The organism is Butyrivibrio proteoclasticus, from assembly GCF_900115735.1.
GTDB classification, from domain to species: domain Bacteria; phylum Bacillota; class Clostridia; order Lachnospirales; family Lachnospiraceae; genus Butyrivibrio; species Butyrivibrio proteoclasticus_B.
Genome location: NZ_FOXO01000002.1, coordinates 1 through 15,585, shown reverse-complemented (window position 1 = coordinate 15,585; position 15,585 = coordinate 1). Strand labels below are relative to the sequence as shown.

The window sequence follows — 15,585 nt, the reverse complement described above, 5'->3', positions numbered from 1 at the left end:
GACTTAAAAAGTCTCTGGATTACTTAATGATTGCAAGAATATCATTCTGCTTAACAATGATGTATGTCACATCATCAAGCTTAACTTCTGTTCCTGAATACTTAGAATAGATGACATTGTCACCTACCTTAACCTGCATTTTAACTTCCTTGCCATCAACGATTCCGCCAGGACCTACTGCAATAACCTCTGCCTGCTGTGGCTTTTCTTTTTCTGCTCCGGGAAGAACGATACCTGACTTTGTGGTTTCTTCTGCCTCAAGCTGCTTTAAAACAACTCTGTCTGAAAGTGGTTCTAACTTCATTGTAAATGCCTCCTTTATATAATATGTGATTATTATTTAATTAGTTGTTAGCACTCGTTTGATTCGAGTGCTAATCTCTAAGAACATATATTAGTAGTTTAATTTGACTTGCGCAAGCTGTAAAAAGCTCTATTTTTTACTCTATACTCCTTTTATCTCTTCATTTCTCTTTTTTTCTTGCTTTTTCTATATTTTGTTTCTTTTGAGCATGTTTAAGCCTACTATTTATGGGATCATTCAACATATTGCCGAAGTGTTGAAAACAAATATTTACATTCAATGAGGAATAAAAAAAATACTTTAATATTTTTTTATACTAATTTAATTTGAAAGAAATTGTAACTGTGCCACTTTTCTGTGATAATATCCTTAATAATATGCGTAATATTATGCATTCTTGAATCAACAATTCAAGAATGCATCAACCAAGCCAATTTAAATCGACTTCGTCGATGAGGCTTGGTTGACTCTTCACTCATATTCTCACGAAATCCGCAGTATATGCGGATTTCTGGAATTCAGTTCAAGAAGTCATACTTATGGCATGGAGGCCTTAAGGAAGCATTCTTATCAAGGAGGTGTGCAAATGGCAAATATATTCAGCAGCCTTTCTGGCTCATATAATTATGTAAATGATATGACTAGTCTTCTTACTGATTACTCCAGTATTAAAAGTGGTGCTTATGGCTCACTTATGAAGTCGTATGTGAAAAAAGTTGGCAATCAGAACGCTCTTAATGCATATCGCGAAACAGGCTCAACCGCTGTTGCTACTGAATCTACTTCATCAAACATCAGTTCAAAAAAGACTACTTCTAAATCTGATTTCATCGACGGTTTGGGAAAAGGCAAAACAACAACCAGCTCAAAAAGCGAATCTTCCACGTCTTCTGAATCAACCGTCACCGCTGACAAATACGCAAAATACAAATCTTCATGGCTTGATGATCAGCTAAAGAGTTATGACAAGGATGCAAACAAGACTACTGCAGCTGATACATCTGTGGCAATGGATACGACAATATAGCAGAATTCTTCAGCTGTCATATTTGCAGCAATATAAAAAAATAATTAAATTATGACATTAAAGCTCTGAAAATGATATTTTCAGGGCTTTTTTTTGCTAATTTCTTTCAAATTCTTTAGTTGTTTACTATATTGAACTAGACAATTTCTTTCGAACAAATATAATATATCTGTTTAAAGACAAAAAGTTATTATAATGTGGGTAATAAAATGGATAATTCATACAACAATTTTTTTCTTGCAAATTATATAAAGAGAGAAAAAACACAATATGATTTTGAAGATAAAGAGTTATTTAATAAAACAATAACATCATTTCTTTTTATGCACATTATTCTTGAGGGCATTTATGCATATTCCTATTGCACTCCCATGATCTACATCAATCTCGTCAGCATAGGAATTTATCTGATTGAATACTACTTTAATGCCACAGGACATACTATTATTATGGTGTGGCTTGCTCATTTTGAGATTTATTTTCAAATTGTTCTGGCAACATATTTCATGGGATATAAATGTGGCTTTTGGCTTTGGCTTTTTCCTTGTGTCTTTTCAGTTGTAACGCCTTATTTCATGCCACTTTATTCAAAAGTCCAGAGTTTTTCAGCCAATATACTTGTATTCATATATATTGCAACTTTTATAGCGCTTTATGGATTTCATGAAAATGGCTACCTATCTACAAGATTTCTGGCTTCTGATTCTATTTCCGCTTTTTTATTTTATACAAATGCTCTCATCGCTTTTTCTGTTCTTATTATTTACAACACTATCTACAGCGTGAACATTAAGCAAAATGCAAAACAGCTTAATATAATGGCAAATACAGATTACCTTACAGGCCTTTATAATAGACAACACATTCAAAAAGTATTATACGAAGATAATTACAAAAACATCGCCATAATGGACGTTGACCATTTCAAAAATATCAATGACAAATATGGCCATCTATTGGGTGATCACGTTTTGACCGAAATAGCTAAAATGATATCCTCTCGCACTGAAATATGCGCAGGAAGATGGGGCGGAGAAGAATTTCTTCTGGCAAACAAAGATTTAAATTACGAAGATTTTTGTCATACTATCAGCATCATTTGCGATGAAATATCTGATCAGGTTTTCTCCTATGAAGGCGTTGATATAAAAGTTACCTCTTCTTTCGGTACGGCTACATACACTAAAGACATGACGCCATATGATTTGCTAAAAGAAGCTGATACAAGGCTCTATTCTGCAAAACAGCACGGAAGAAACACTGTTATTTCTGCATAACGAAAATGGCTGTAAAAAAATGATTTCTCATTTTTTACAGCCACACAATTAAGTTTTACTGTTTCCCTTTTGATGTGGTATCTCTTTTCCATTTAGATCAATATAGTTTTCCTTAAGCGCAATTGCCCAGTATTTCTCCGGAATGTCCGGCCACTTAACAATCCCCCTCTCCTGTTCACATAGTCTCATCGCTCGCAGAAGAACTGTCTGGTTAAGATCAATTCCGGTTCTTATGGTATGCATAGTAACCGCTGCCCACGCAGGCGCATAGGTCTTTAATTCAGAGTTTTTGAATTCTCTGAGAATTTCTTTCCTGTCGTAATTAAGCTGCACATACTCTTCTTCCCAAACCTTTCCATTCCCATGAAGAATGCAAAACTGAGTCTTACCATCGTGATACCATGGAATTCCTACTGATCCAGGATTAACAGCCTTTTTCCCCCTGTAAATATATGTCTCCTGCACATGATTATGACCATGCAAAAGAACTCCCGTCTTTAAGTGAGACAACACCTTTTTTGTATTTCTTTTCTCACTGAAAAGAAGCTCTGATGTATCACTTGGTGATCCATGGCAATACTCAAATCCGGGAAAGCCTTTCTGCTCATATATTCCGTAATTGGGAAGTGATTCAAAAAAATCAAAGTCTTTTTCTGTCAGATTCTCATAGGTATATAAAAGTGAACCGCTAGCTGACCCCTTCTTCCAGTTGCCCTCTCCATTTTTCCTATAGTTGAGAAGATACTCCTCCCTGTTTCCCCTTATTATATAGGTTTCAAAATACTGCTTAAGCACATATATCTGCTCCATGGTCCTCTGAGGATTGGGACAATCTGTCACGTAATCGCCAAGAAGGACAAATCTTGTTATGCCCTTCCCCATCGCATAATCAATGCACGCCTGAAGCGCCGAATGATTACCATGTATATCACTAAATACCGCTATATCCATCATAGTAGCCTGCCACCTTTACTCATCCTGCTGTCTGATTAAAAGCCTCATCAGCAAACTGTCTTGTAAAGAGCTCATGATAGAAACCTTTAATCCTCATAAGCTCCTTATGTGTTCCTCTCTCTATTATTTTACCATCCTGAACAACCAAAATGATATCAGCATCTACAATAGTTGATAGTCTGTGTGCTATGACAAAAGATGTTCTTCCCTTAGTCACGGTAACAATGGCATCCTGAATAGCTTTTTCGGTTACTGTATCAATAGAAGCTGTGGCCTCATCCAGTATAAGTATCTTGGGATCAGAAAGAATTGCTCTGGCAAAAGACAAAAGCTGTTTTTCACCAGTTGATAACATTCCGCCATCTTCTCCAACATCACTATCAAGTCCTTTTTCCATGCGCTTTACAATTGTCTCGGCAGATACAAGGCGCAAAGCTTCCCAGATTTCATCCTCAGTAGCATCAGGCTTTCCATACTTTAGATTATCCCTTACTGTTCCCGAAAAAAGATGTGGCGTCTGCAGAACATATCCGATGTTACTGTGAAGCCATAACTGAGATCTGTCCGCAGCATCTTTTCCATCAATAAGGACTCTTCCGCTTGTAGGCTTAAAAAATCTGCAAACAAGATTTACCAGAGTTGACTTTCCGGCACCGGTTTCACCCACAATGGCAACATTCGTTCCCTGTGGAACTTTTAGATTAAAATGCTCAAGAACATACTCATCTCCATCAGGATACTTAAAAGTCACATCTTCGAACTCAACATCACCATAGAGGTCTTCCCAATTCTCCTTCTTTGGATTAAATGTGTCTCCATATTTCTCTATGACATCAGGTCTGTCTGAGACGTCAGACTCAGTCTCAATAAGCTTAAAAAATCTCTCGACATTTACCTGTACACTGATAAGCTCAGATATTGTGACTATAACATTCTGGACCGGTTCCATAAGCCCCAGCGCATAAGAAAGAAACACGGAAAGCGTGCCAATTTGGATTACTCCCTCCATTGTGGCAATTCCGCCTCTCCATAACACCAAAGAAAGAGCAAGTGACGACATTAATGTTATTGATGATGTGAAAAGTGCAGAAAAATGTGCCGTATGTACTGAAGTTCTGTACATATTCCCGGTGTCTTTTTCAAAATCATTTTGAATCTTATCTTCTACTACAAGTGTCTTAATAGCTTTTGCTCCGGTAATACCCTCATTGAAATTGCTAGTGATAGTAGAATTAATCTCACGTATCTTTCTGTTAAAAACAATCAGTTTTTTCTGAAAGTACATAGAAAAAAGAGCTGCCACAGGAACAAGAATTATTACATAAAGCGCCAATTTGACATTAAGAAAAATCATCATGATAAGCACACATACAATATATGAGCCATTCCATATAATATCCATCATTCGCCAGGATACCATTACACCAATCTTACCTGTGTCGCTCATGACTCTCGCATGAATATATCCAACATTATTCTGATTAAAATATGCAAATGAAAGCTCCTGCAGATGATTAAAAGAGGCATTCCTTAAATCTCTATCCATACTCATTTCAACCTGTCCGCAGACATAAGTTGAAATATAATTATCAATTACCTGCAAAACAAGGATTACAAGATAAAAGACAACAAAGCTTCCAAGACCTTCCAAAGTCTTTTTGCCCACAAAATTATCAAGGGCATACCTGTTAAAGATAGGATAAATTGAGTCAATAAGAGAACTTAATACTCCCAAAGATACCATAAATACTATCTTTGGAAGATATGGCTTTATAAATGGATATAATTTTGGTATTCCAAAAAATGGTAGTTTTTTTAATTGTTCGTTTTTCATATTCCCTGCATCTGAATATCGTAGATTTTTTTATAAATTCCGTTTTTCTTTAAAAGCTCATCGTGCGGTCCCTCTTCCGCCACTTTACCATGATCAAGTACTATAATGTGATCCGCATGCATAAGAGTTGTTATTCTGTGAGAAATAAGGACTACTGTTGTATCATAAGTAGATTCCAAAAGGCCTCGCCTTATCTTGGCATCTGTTGCTGTATCTACAGCAGAAAGCGAATCATCAAATATCATTACAGGCGGCTTGGAAACAAGAACCTGAGCGATTGCAGTTCTCTGCTTCTGACCTCCTGACAACGTCACGCCTCTTTCGCCCACATAAGTATCATATCCCTGACCAAAGCTCTCTATAGTTTCGTCCAGCGCTGCCACCTTCGCCGCATCACGAACCTGTTTAATGTCATTATCCTTAAGGGTTATTCCTATATTTTCAGACAAAGTCCTTGAAAACAAGAACGGCTCCTGAAGCACAAGACCGATGTTCTTTCTTAAATGGCTTGCCTTAATGTCCTTAATATCAGTATCTCCGATCATTATTCGTCCGCACCCTTTTGGCAGATCATAGAGCCTGTCTAAAAGATACATGAGCGTCGATTTTCCTGATCCGGTTCCGCCTAATATTCCAACCGTTGTTCCTGCCTTTATCTTGAAACTTACATTATTTAGAACCTCTTCAGAACCATTTCCATAGGTAAAAGAAACATTTTCAAAATTAATATCCTGATTCATTGATACTTCTTTTGCATCTTCTTTATCCTTCTCAACTTCAGAATTCATAATATATCTGATACGCTCAATTGAAACCCCGGCCTTACTCATCTCTGAGATTATCCTTCCAAGAGCTCTTACAGGCCATGTAAGCATAGCATTGTAGGATACAAATGCAATATACTCACCAACCGTGATATTCCCCTTTACGGCAAAAACAGCACCAACAACAGTTACCAGCATGACCTGACAACCCGAGATCAGATCGTTTGAAGACCAGAACAAAGACAGTATCCTCATGATTTCTATCCAAAGATTTGTGTACTCAAAGTTCTGTCTTTCAAATCTCTCTTTTTCATACTGTTCTCTGCCAAAAGCCCTGACAACCCTTACACCTGTGAGGTTTTCCTGCGCCGTAGCTGATAACCTTCCTTCTTCATTGTCAGCTTTTTCAAAACTTCTGCTGATCTTGTTATGAAAAATGAACGAATATAACACTACAATAGGAATAAATACCGCAGAAAAAATTGAAAGAATGCCATTTATCTGAATCATGAAATACATGGCTATAATGATTCTGATAATAATCCTGACCAATGACAGAAGCTGCTCTGAAATGAACATTTTAACCGTATCAACGTCTGAAGTACATCTTTGTATGATATCACCTGTATGATTCTCGCTGTGCCAGGAAAAAGTCAGATGCATAATATGTTCAAAAAGCTTATCTCGCATCCTCTGAATAAGTTTCTCAGCAGCATGGGCATTGCACACCTTGAACAAATACCTGCATATCGCTGATAAAAGAGCAAAAAGAGCAACTAACAGTGCCATTATGTAAATATGCTCCTTGAGGAAAGCTCTGTTTCCAATTGCATCCAACAAAAGTCTCAAATAAAAAGGAATGCTCCCGCCTTCATCAGGCACATCCACCAAAAGATAATCCACAGTGTACTGAACTATCTTGGGACTTATGAGTTCAAAAAAGGTTATCCCAAAGGAAAGAACGACTGAAAGGCAAAAGAAAGTCTTACTTCCTCTAAGGAAAAACCACACCAGTTCTGATTTTGTATTAAATTTATGATTTATTGTCTTTTCAGTAATATTATCCATAAGTAAAAAGCCCTGATCCAATACTATGATAATTATATTAAAAGCGGCACAGTTAAGCCATGCCGCTTAAAAAGCATTATATCAATAGTAAACCTCTTTTTAAAGCATTACTACTTATATCTCGCCCAAAATCACAATATATATGGATTATTTTTCCAGTCTTTACATTACAACAAATATTTAATAGGAATTTCATAATTTATACATTGAGATATTAAAAAAATCAAGTTCCTATATGCTATTATATAATAGTATATATATTATCGTGATGCCGTTACTTTTTTTAATCTTTGGAGGATGAAATGCCTGGTATCAATTACGAAACACTTAAAACCATTGTAAACATGTGCAACATGCCTTCTGCTATTCTGTCTGTTGAAAAAAATGATGATGGAACCTGCGGAAAAATACTCATGGCAGCAACAAATGATAAATTCAGTATGACTGGAGAAAACGTTGAAGGTCAGCGCTATGACTTAAAAATACCAAGAGATCCTAAATTCGAAGATATACTGTTTAAAGCCGCCTGGAATAATGAACACTATCACGCCTATGTTGACACAACCAGGCTCTATGGCTATTGGACTGAAGATATTGTAATTCCCATAAACAATGACAACGATCCTAAGATAGGCTATTGCCAGTTCATCTATATCCTTAGCAAAGAAATGGATTCTGGTAAGTACTCCATCATTTCACCGGATATCGCAAGCTTTGTAATAAGAACCTGCCTTAACCTTAGGAAAAATGATGATTTCTACACTACTATGAATCTTGTAACAAAAGAGATACGTGAATTCACTAATTCTTTTGCCACGTCTATTGTCACAATCTCAAAAGACCTTTATCAGTTTGAAATTATCAGCGAATCCGTCAGAAACAATCTTGTTAATATACATGACATCTTCACTGATATTCCATATGAAATAGTTGAATCATGGGAAGACCTTATTTCGGGCACAGACTGCATCATCATCCGAAATGAACAGGATATGTACGATATTGAAAAGCGAGCTCCTGAATGGGTAAAAACACTAAGGGAAAATGATGTAAAGAGCCTTTGTCTGGCTCCTTTCATCCACCAGAACATAGTCATAGGATATCTTTTCATTACCAATTTTGATGTATCACAATTAGCCAGATTCAAAGACACCATAGAGATGGTTGCTTTCTTCCTTGCTTCTGAAGTGGCACACCATATCTTTATTGATAGATTAAGAAGTCTAAGTTCTCTCGATCTACGCACCGGCGTGCAAAACCGAAATGCCATGAACACAAAGGTTGACGAGCTTGCCATGGAGCTTAAAATGTCACCTGCGCCTTACAGCGTAGCTTTCTGTACCTTAAGCACATTAAAGACCATCAATATAAATCAGGGACATGACGCAGGAAATAATCTGCTTCGAGATGCCGGGAAGATTCTTCGTGAAGTATTTGAAGACGACTTTATTTACAGATCTGCAGGTGATGAATTTGCTATTATTTCCACCAACAGTTCAGAAAAAGAATTCAGCCAAAAGATAGAAAGCTTAAAAAATAAAGCTTCCGATCCGAATTGGGTATACTTCACGGTAGGCTACTATACCGACACCACAGATGGTTCACTCCATACAGCTATGAGATTTGCAAACCAGTACGGTCAGGAATTTAAAGAAGAGTTCTATTACACTCACCCGGAGATGATAAAGTAATATGACAAATGAAACTTATTTAAAATTGAAAACCTACGTTAATCTGCTCCCCATCCCAAGTGCCATCATGTCTGTTGAAAAACATCCTGATGGCAGTTGTGGCGAGGTTCGCTTCGCTGTCATAAATGAATTTTTAAAGAAAAACTATTATGACATTTTTGTTGGCACAGAACATGATGCCGACATTGATTATGAATCATTTGATAAGCACCTTGAGGGACAACTCTATACCATGCATCTTCCAAAAGAACCAAATTTTGAGGATGTTTGCTTCAGAGCTGCATGGAAAGGCGAATTCATAAACACTTATGTAGATACCTCAAAGGTCTACGGTTTTTGGACTCAGGACATACTTAACCCCATCACAGAGAAAAGCGATGATCCTGCCATTTCCTACTGCCAGTTTTCCTATACTTTAAACAAAGAAATGGATACCGGTAAATTTGCAGCCGTTTCTCCTGACATTGCAAGCTTTGTTATAAAAGCCTGCCTTGAGCTTAGAAATGAACACAAATTCCTTGAAAGCATGGAAACAGTAACAAAGGACCTTCTCGAGTATACAGGCTCCTATGCCGCCAGCACCCTCACAATTGACAAGGAATTCAGATCTTACGACATTATCAGTGCTGCATCATCTAATCCGCTTAACGATATACGAGGTATTTTTAGCAAAATTCCTTATGAGATTATCGAAAGTTGGGAACAACTTGTAAAGACAACAAACAGCATTATTATAAAGGATGAACATGATCTAGATTATATTGAAGAGAAAGCTCCTGAATGGGTTAAAACACTCAGAATAAATAATGTTGAAAGTCTTTGCCTTGTACCTTTTTCTCATAGCGGTGAAACTATCGGTTATCTTTATATTACAAACTTTGACGTAAATCACCTTGTTAGGATAAAAGAAACTGTTGAGCTAATCTCATTCTTTTTATCATCTGAAGTTGCCAATCACCTCTTCCTGCAAAGACTCGAGTACCTTAGTAATGTCGATATGCTTACGGGAGTATTCAATAGAAACTGCATGAACGTAAATGTAGATGAACTGGCACTTAAACTTGAGTTTAATCCAAGGCCTTTCAATGTAGCATTTTGTGATCTTAACGGTCTTAAGACAATAAATGATAATGGCGGTCACGATCAGGGTGATAAACTCCTGGTATATGCCGCCAATGTATTAAAAGAAGTATTTGAATCAGATAAAATATACAGAGCTGGCGGCGATGAATTCACTATTATATCATTCGATACTAAAGATAATTTTGAAGAAAAAATCCACATCCTTCGGGAAAAAGCTTCAGATCCTACCTGGCTCCACTTTGCCATAGGCTACTATCACGATGCCGAATTAGGAGATCTTCGCCTTGCCATGCGCTATGCAGACGAGCTCATGTACAAAGACAAAAACAAATTCTACGAACAATACCCCGATAAAAGGCGTTAAAAAAGCGAGTGCTCAGCACTCGCTTTTATATAGTTTATAACAAGAAAGTTCGGCTCTAACACTTCGCGCTCGCCCGAACGACTTTACTCACTAGACTCGAAAAAACCTCGTCAAGTTAATATGAAGTTCGGCTCTCGCACTTCGCGCTCGCCCGAACGACCATGCTCACTAGACTCGAAAAAACCTCGTCAAGTGATCATGGTCAGAACTTACCAGCCTTTGCAGCCTCTTCGATAGAAACAGCTGTTGAAACTGTCATACCAACCATAGGGTTGTTACCAGCTCCGATGAGACCCATCATCTCTACGTGAGCAGGAACTGATGAAGAACCAGCGAACTGAGCATCTGAATGCATACGTCCCATAGTATCTGTCATACCATAAGAAGCAGGACCAGCTGCCATGTTATCTGGGTGAAGTGTACGACCTGTACCACCGCCTGATGCTACTGAGAAGTACTTCTTACCAGCTTCTATACGCTCTTTCTTGTATGTCCCTGCAACTGGATGCTGGAATCTTGTAGGATTTGTTGAGTTACCTGTGATAGATACGTCAACGTTCTCCTTCCACATGATAGCTACACCTTCCTGTACGTCGTTAGCACCATAGCAGTTAACCTTTGCACGAGGTGAATTAGCATCCTTAGAATAGCACTTTCTGAATACTTCCTTAACTTCACCTGTGTAATAATCATACTCTGTCTCAACATATGTGAATCCGTTAATACGAGAAATGATCTGAGCAGCGTCTTTTCCAAGACCGTTAAGAATAACTCTAAGAGGTTTCTGACGAACCTTGTTAGCCTTCTCTGCGATACCGATAGCACCCTCAGCAGCTGCGAATGACTCGTGACCAGCAAGGAATGCGAAACACTCTGTATCCTCTTCAAGAAGCATCTTTCCAAGGTTACCATGTCCAAGACCTACTTTACGTCTGTCAGCAACTGATCCAGGGATACAGAAAGCCTGAAGACCAATTCCGATTGCTGCAGCAGCGTCAGCAGCCTTGCGGCAGTTCTTTTTGATTGCGATAGCAGCACCTACTGTGTAAGCCCACTTTGCGTTTTCGAAGCAGATTGGCTGGATGCCTTCGATAAGCTTGTAAACATCGATGCCAGCTGCCATTGTAATATCTTTACACTCTTCGATAGAAGAAATTCCATACTCCTTAAGGCAAGCCAGGATCTGGGGCTCTCTTCTTTCATATGATTCAAATAAAGCCATTGTATATTTTCCTCCTTACCTATTACTCGTTTCTTGGGTCGATGCAACGAACTGCATCTGCAACACGTCCATACTGTCCCTTAGCCTTCTCAAGAGCTGTGTTTGCATCATCACCAGCCTTGATGAAGTCCATCATCTTACCAAAGTTAACATACTTGTATCCGATGATCTCATCGTTCTCGTCAAGAGCGATGTCTGTGATGTAACCATCTGTAAGTTCAAGGTAACGAGGTCCCTTTTCAAGTGTACCGTATGTTGTACCAACCATTGAACGGTTACCCTTACCAAGATCCTCAAGACCAGCACCGATCTGAAGACCATCCTCTGAGAATGCAGACTGTGTTCTGCCGTAAACGATCTGAAGGAAGAGCTCTCTCATAGCTGTGTTGATAGCGTCACAAACAAGGTCTGTGTTAAGAGCTTCAAGAACTGTAAGTCCTGGAAGAATTTCAGAAGCCATAGCTGCTGAATGTGTCATTCCTGAACATCCAATAGTCTCAACGAGTGCCTCCTGAATGATACCATCCTTAACATTTAAGGAAAGCTTACAGCAGCCCTGCTGTGGAGCACACCAGCCGATACCATGTGTATAGCCGGAAATATCCTTTATTTCTTTTGACTTAACCCACTTAGCCTCTTCCGGGATGGGAGCAGCGCCATGGTGTACCCCTTGTGTAACAGGGCACATGTTTTTTACCTCTGTAGAGTAAATCATGAAAAAATCTCCTTTCGTATTGTGAAGTAACTTTCATTACTTGCTACCTATTTTTAGACTGGCCATAATTCGATGCATGCCAAGCATCAGGCCAAAGATAATGCCTTCTGAAAACATACCCTCAGAAAACACCATCATTATTTTTGCACATAATGATGCTAATTTCAATAACGTTGTTTATTTTTTAACAGATTTTTTAGTCTTATCTTCTCAGATATGTTATTATTGTCTTGTTAATTCAAAAATATAGGTGAGGTATTAAACATGGAAGAATTTAAGATTTCAAAAATGTACGATCTCCCGAGTTCAGAAGTTGAATAAAGCGTAAATCATCCGCAAGCCCTTGTGGCATGCGGAATTTTTTTGTCAATATTATGTATTTTATATATAGTGTAATCTAATGTAATATGGTATAATATTGTAAGAAAGGCGGTTATTATGAATATTCTTTTATTTGGCATTTCAAATGTAGGCAAAAGCTCAACTGGTAAAGTACTTGCTCAAAGCCTTGGGTTTGATTTTTACGATCTTGATGACGAAGTAAAAAAAGCGTTTAGAATCACACTTGAGGAATTTGTCAGCACAGGCAATCTTAAAGAGCGCGACTGTAAACGCTGTTGTGTTCTTAAAGATATAATCAGCAAGTCTAACAGAAGCAAAGTCATTGCTGTTACTCCCATCTCAAATATTGAACACTTGTCTGATATAGTCAGCAATGACAACACTCTATCTATCGAACTTCAAGATTCTGTCGAGAACATTTTTGACAGACTGGTATTCAGTGATGAAAACGATGTCATTTACAAAGATGATGAATACAAAAATGAACATAAAGACTACTATATGGAAGAAATCATTGAAGATCAGAAATGGTATGGCAGTATCTATGCCGGTTTCTGCCGTACCTTCGACATGAACGGCGATTCACCTGAAGAATCTGCCAGCAGAATCATATCTGAATTCAATCTCACAGCAAAGAGGTAAAACACCATGTATCTTAGACAAATCAATCGGCCTCAGGGGATATATCTTGCAATCCAGGAAAGTTATTATGACAGGGAAAAGCGGCAGAGCCGCACGAGGACAGTACAAAGCCTTGGATACCTGGAAAAACTAAAAACGCAATATGACGACCCTGTAGCTTACTTCACCGAATACGCCAGGGAACTGACTGAAAAGAATAAGATCGAAAAGAGTACCGATATAGCTATTGATCTTAAATCTACAATGGAAATCGGCACAAATGACGTCCGAAATGTAGGCTATGGCATTCTCAAAAACCTCTACAAGGATCTGGAAATAGATAAGTTCTGGAACTGGAAGACCCGTGGCCGTAAGATGAAATTCAGCACGGATCAGATAACAAAGCTCCTCACCTTTTCAAGGGCGCTTAATCCAGGTTCAAAAAGATACACTCTCAACAGCAGTGATTTCTTCTTTGAACCTTTCGACGACTGCTCTCTTGATGACATATACCATGCCCTTGATATCATTGCAGATAACAAGGACGACCTTCAGACATGGATCTATGAAAAATCACAGAAAATAGTTCCTCGTGATATGTCTGTGTCTTACTTTGACTGCACGAACTATTACTTTGATATCAGCCGTCCTGATGTTGATGAAGTTGATAATGAAGGAAATCCGATAGATGAGAACGGCAATCCAACCGATGCCAAATATCGTAAGCGTGGTCCTGAGAAGAACCACCGTCCTGACCCAATCGTAGAAATGGGTCTGCTCATGGATAAGAACGGGATACCTATGGCATTTGATATGTTCCCCGGTAACGAGTCAGAGAAAGTGCATATGCGCCCAATCATAAACAGAGCCAAAGAGAAGTTTGATGACTGCAGGGTTATCTTTGTAGCAGACCGAGGTCTCAATACTTCAGATAACATCTACTGGCTTAACGGGGATAACAAAAGCGACAACAACACTAGGGATGGATATGTTTATGGTCAGACTGTAAGAGGTGCTGACGCAGAATTCAAGGAATGGGTACTGAAGGATGATTATAAAAGCGACAAGGTAATTGATGATGACGGACATAAAATAACCTTCAAACACAAATCCCGCATCTTCCCAAAGGAGCTGCATGTAAATGTAACAAAGCCAGATCAGAAGGAACCCGTAAAAAAGAAAGTCGTTGTGGACCAGAAGCAGCTTGTCTACTACTCAGAGAAATATGCAAAAAAGCAGAAAGCTGACCGTGAAGCCATGATCAAACGTGCCAAAGACCTGATAAAAAATCCAAAGAAGTATACACGGGTAACTGCAAGAGGCAGCGCGTCATACGTAGTAAATATAGCGTTTGACAAGAAAACTGGGGAAATAGTCGAAGGCAGAAATCTTGAACTTGATATCGATAAGATTAGGGAAGAAGAAAAATATGATGGTTACTACGCTATTGTAACCAGCGAATTAAACATGAGTGACGAAGAGATGCGTAATGTCTACAGGGGGCTTGCAAGGATTGAAGACTCATTCAAAGTAACAAAGACTTTCTTTGAATCACGCCCTGTATATCTTAGAACCAATAAGCACATCGACGCTCACTTTACCACCTGCTTCCTTGCACTGGTACTTGTGAGACTGTTAGAGAAAAAACTTGACGGAAAATATCAGGCAGGAAGAATCATAGATTCGCTGAAGAAATACAACTGTACAAAGCTTCACACAAATCTGTGGAGATTCACCTACTATGACGAAGTCATCGATGAATGCAGCAAAGCCTTTGGGTTGACACTTAATCTTCAGAACCGGAAACAGCAGGACATTCAGCGCCTGTTACGTTACTGAAATGGAAGAAATCCCAATCATGGGATTTCTCTGAAACAAGTGCATCAAAGATGCACAAAAATCCTTATTCGGGCTTGTCTAACCGTACTAACATATCTATAGGTTAGTCAAGGCCAAAGCCGCGAAGCGGTGCCCTGCGGGCAGCCTTGACAAACCTATAGATATGTTGGAGAAAGTAACCAAGCCCGAATTAAGGATAAGAGCGCTCCGCGCTCTATATTCAATGGCAACTGCCTTGGCAGTTGGCTTGCTTTCTACATGGGTTGCAAAACACCGTCAAATTTTTCTTGATTGCTATGAAATAAATGCTGTTGCGCCATACAGAAGAAAAGGCTCAATCCCAGATGTGCTCTAGGATTGAGCCTGTTTTGCTTCTGAACTTGAGATAATGATGCTAATTTCAATAACGTTGTTTATTTTTTAACAGATTTTTTAGTCTTATCTTCTCAGATATGTTATTATTGTCTTGTTAATTCAAAA

Annotated in this window: 12 protein-coding genes; 6 read left to right on the top strand and 6 right to left on the bottom strand. The window is 38.5% G+C overall.

Annotated elements, in window-relative coordinates; genetic code table 11:
* Positions 1-19 precede the first annotated feature (19 nt).
* Entirely contained in the window at positions 20-304 is a 285-nt protein-coding gene (locus BM146_RS01285; RefSeq protein ID WP_074883223.1) for a co-chaperone GroES, read from the bottom strand.
* 586 nt (positions 305-890) lie between these two features.
* Between BM146_RS01285 and BM146_RS01280 the strand changes: the two genes are divergently transcribed.
* Together BM146_RS01280 and BM146_RS01275 are read left to right on the top strand one after the other, a co-directional pair.
* Positions 891-1,331 carry a hypothetical protein gene (locus tag BM146_RS01280; RefSeq protein WP_074883220.1) on the top strand — a complete coding sequence of 147 codons (441 nt, stop codon included), beginning with the start codon at positions 891-893 and terminating at the stop codon, positions 1,329-1,331.
* 209 nt (positions 1,332-1,540) lie between these two features.
* Positions 1,541-2,608 (top strand): GGDEF domain-containing protein, encoded by a 1,068-nt coding sequence (locus BM146_RS01275; RefSeq protein WP_074883217.1) that lies wholly within the window; start codon positions 1,541-1,543, stop codon positions 2,606-2,608.
* A 48-nt stretch (positions 2,609-2,656) separates the two neighbouring features.
* Here the strand turns inward: BM146_RS01275 and BM146_RS01270 are convergent, their stop codons facing one another.
* Genes BM146_RS01270 through BM146_RS01260 form a run of 3 tightly spaced genes read right to left on the bottom strand, consistent with a single transcriptional unit; the run spans position 2,657 to position 7,228 of the window.
* A complete protein-coding gene (locus BM146_RS01270; RefSeq protein WP_083413350.1) occupies positions 2,657-3,562 on the bottom strand; it encodes a metallophosphoesterase family protein in 906 nt (301 codons plus the stop codon).
* 19 nt (positions 3,563-3,581) lie between these two features.
* Positions 3,582-5,396: an ABC transporter ATP-binding protein gene (locus BM146_RS01265; protein ID WP_074883212.1), complete on the bottom strand. Its 1,815-nt coding sequence runs from the start codon at positions 5,394-5,396 to the stop codon at positions 3,582-3,584.
* Positions 5,393-7,228, bottom strand: coding sequence for an ABC transporter ATP-binding protein (locus BM146_RS01260; protein WP_074883209.1), 1,836 nt, complete (start codon positions 7,226-7,228; stop codon positions 5,393-5,395). The genes BM146_RS01265 and BM146_RS01260 overlap by 4 nt, the downstream gene beginning before the upstream one ends.
* Positions 7,229-7,530: 302 nt before the next feature.
* Here BM146_RS01260 and BM146_RS01255 point away from each other — a divergent pair, with 302 nt between their 5' ends.
* The gene (locus tag BM146_RS01255; protein ID WP_074883206.1) at positions 7,531-8,919 is read left to right on the top strand and encodes a GGDEF domain-containing protein; all 1,389 of its coding nucleotides are present in this window, start codon (positions 7,531-7,533) and stop codon (positions 8,917-8,919) included.
* A gap of 67 nt (positions 8,920-8,986) precedes the next feature.
* A complete protein-coding gene (locus BM146_RS01250) occupies positions 8,987-10,366 on the top strand; it encodes a GGDEF domain-containing protein (RefSeq protein WP_207649887.1) in 1,380 nt (459 codons plus the stop codon).
* 202 nt (positions 10,367-10,568) lie between these two features.
* On the opposite strand, the gene BM146_RS01245 is transcribed toward BM146_RS01250, so the two are convergent.
* Together BM146_RS01245 and BM146_RS01240 are read right to left on the bottom strand one after the other, a co-directional pair.
* Positions 10,569-11,588 carry a GGGtGRT protein gene (locus tag BM146_RS01245; RefSeq protein WP_074883199.1) on the bottom strand — a complete coding sequence of 340 codons (1,020 nt, stop codon included), beginning with the start codon at positions 11,586-11,588 and terminating at the stop codon, positions 10,569-10,571.
* A gap of 22 nt (positions 11,589-11,610) precedes the next feature.
* Positions 11,611-12,303, bottom strand: a complete 693-nt coding sequence (locus BM146_RS01240) for an iron-sulfur cluster assembly scaffold protein (protein WP_074883196.1) — start codon at positions 12,301-12,303, stop codon at positions 11,611-11,613.
* A gap of 438 nt (positions 12,304-12,741) precedes the next feature.
* On the opposite strand from BM146_RS01240, the gene BM146_RS01235 reads away from it, so the two are divergent.
* Together BM146_RS01235 and BM146_RS01230 are read left to right on the top strand one after the other, a co-directional pair.
* A complete protein-coding gene (locus BM146_RS01235; RefSeq protein ID WP_074883193.1) occupies positions 12,742-13,287 on the top strand; it encodes a shikimate kinase in 546 nt (181 codons plus the stop codon).
* A gap of 6 nt (positions 13,288-13,293) precedes the next feature.
* Positions 13,294-15,105: an IS1634 family transposase gene (locus BM146_RS01230; RefSeq protein ID WP_074883189.1), complete on the top strand. Its 1,812-nt coding sequence runs from the start codon at positions 13,294-13,296 to the stop codon at positions 15,103-15,105.
* Positions 15,106-15,585: the final 480 nt, after the last annotated feature.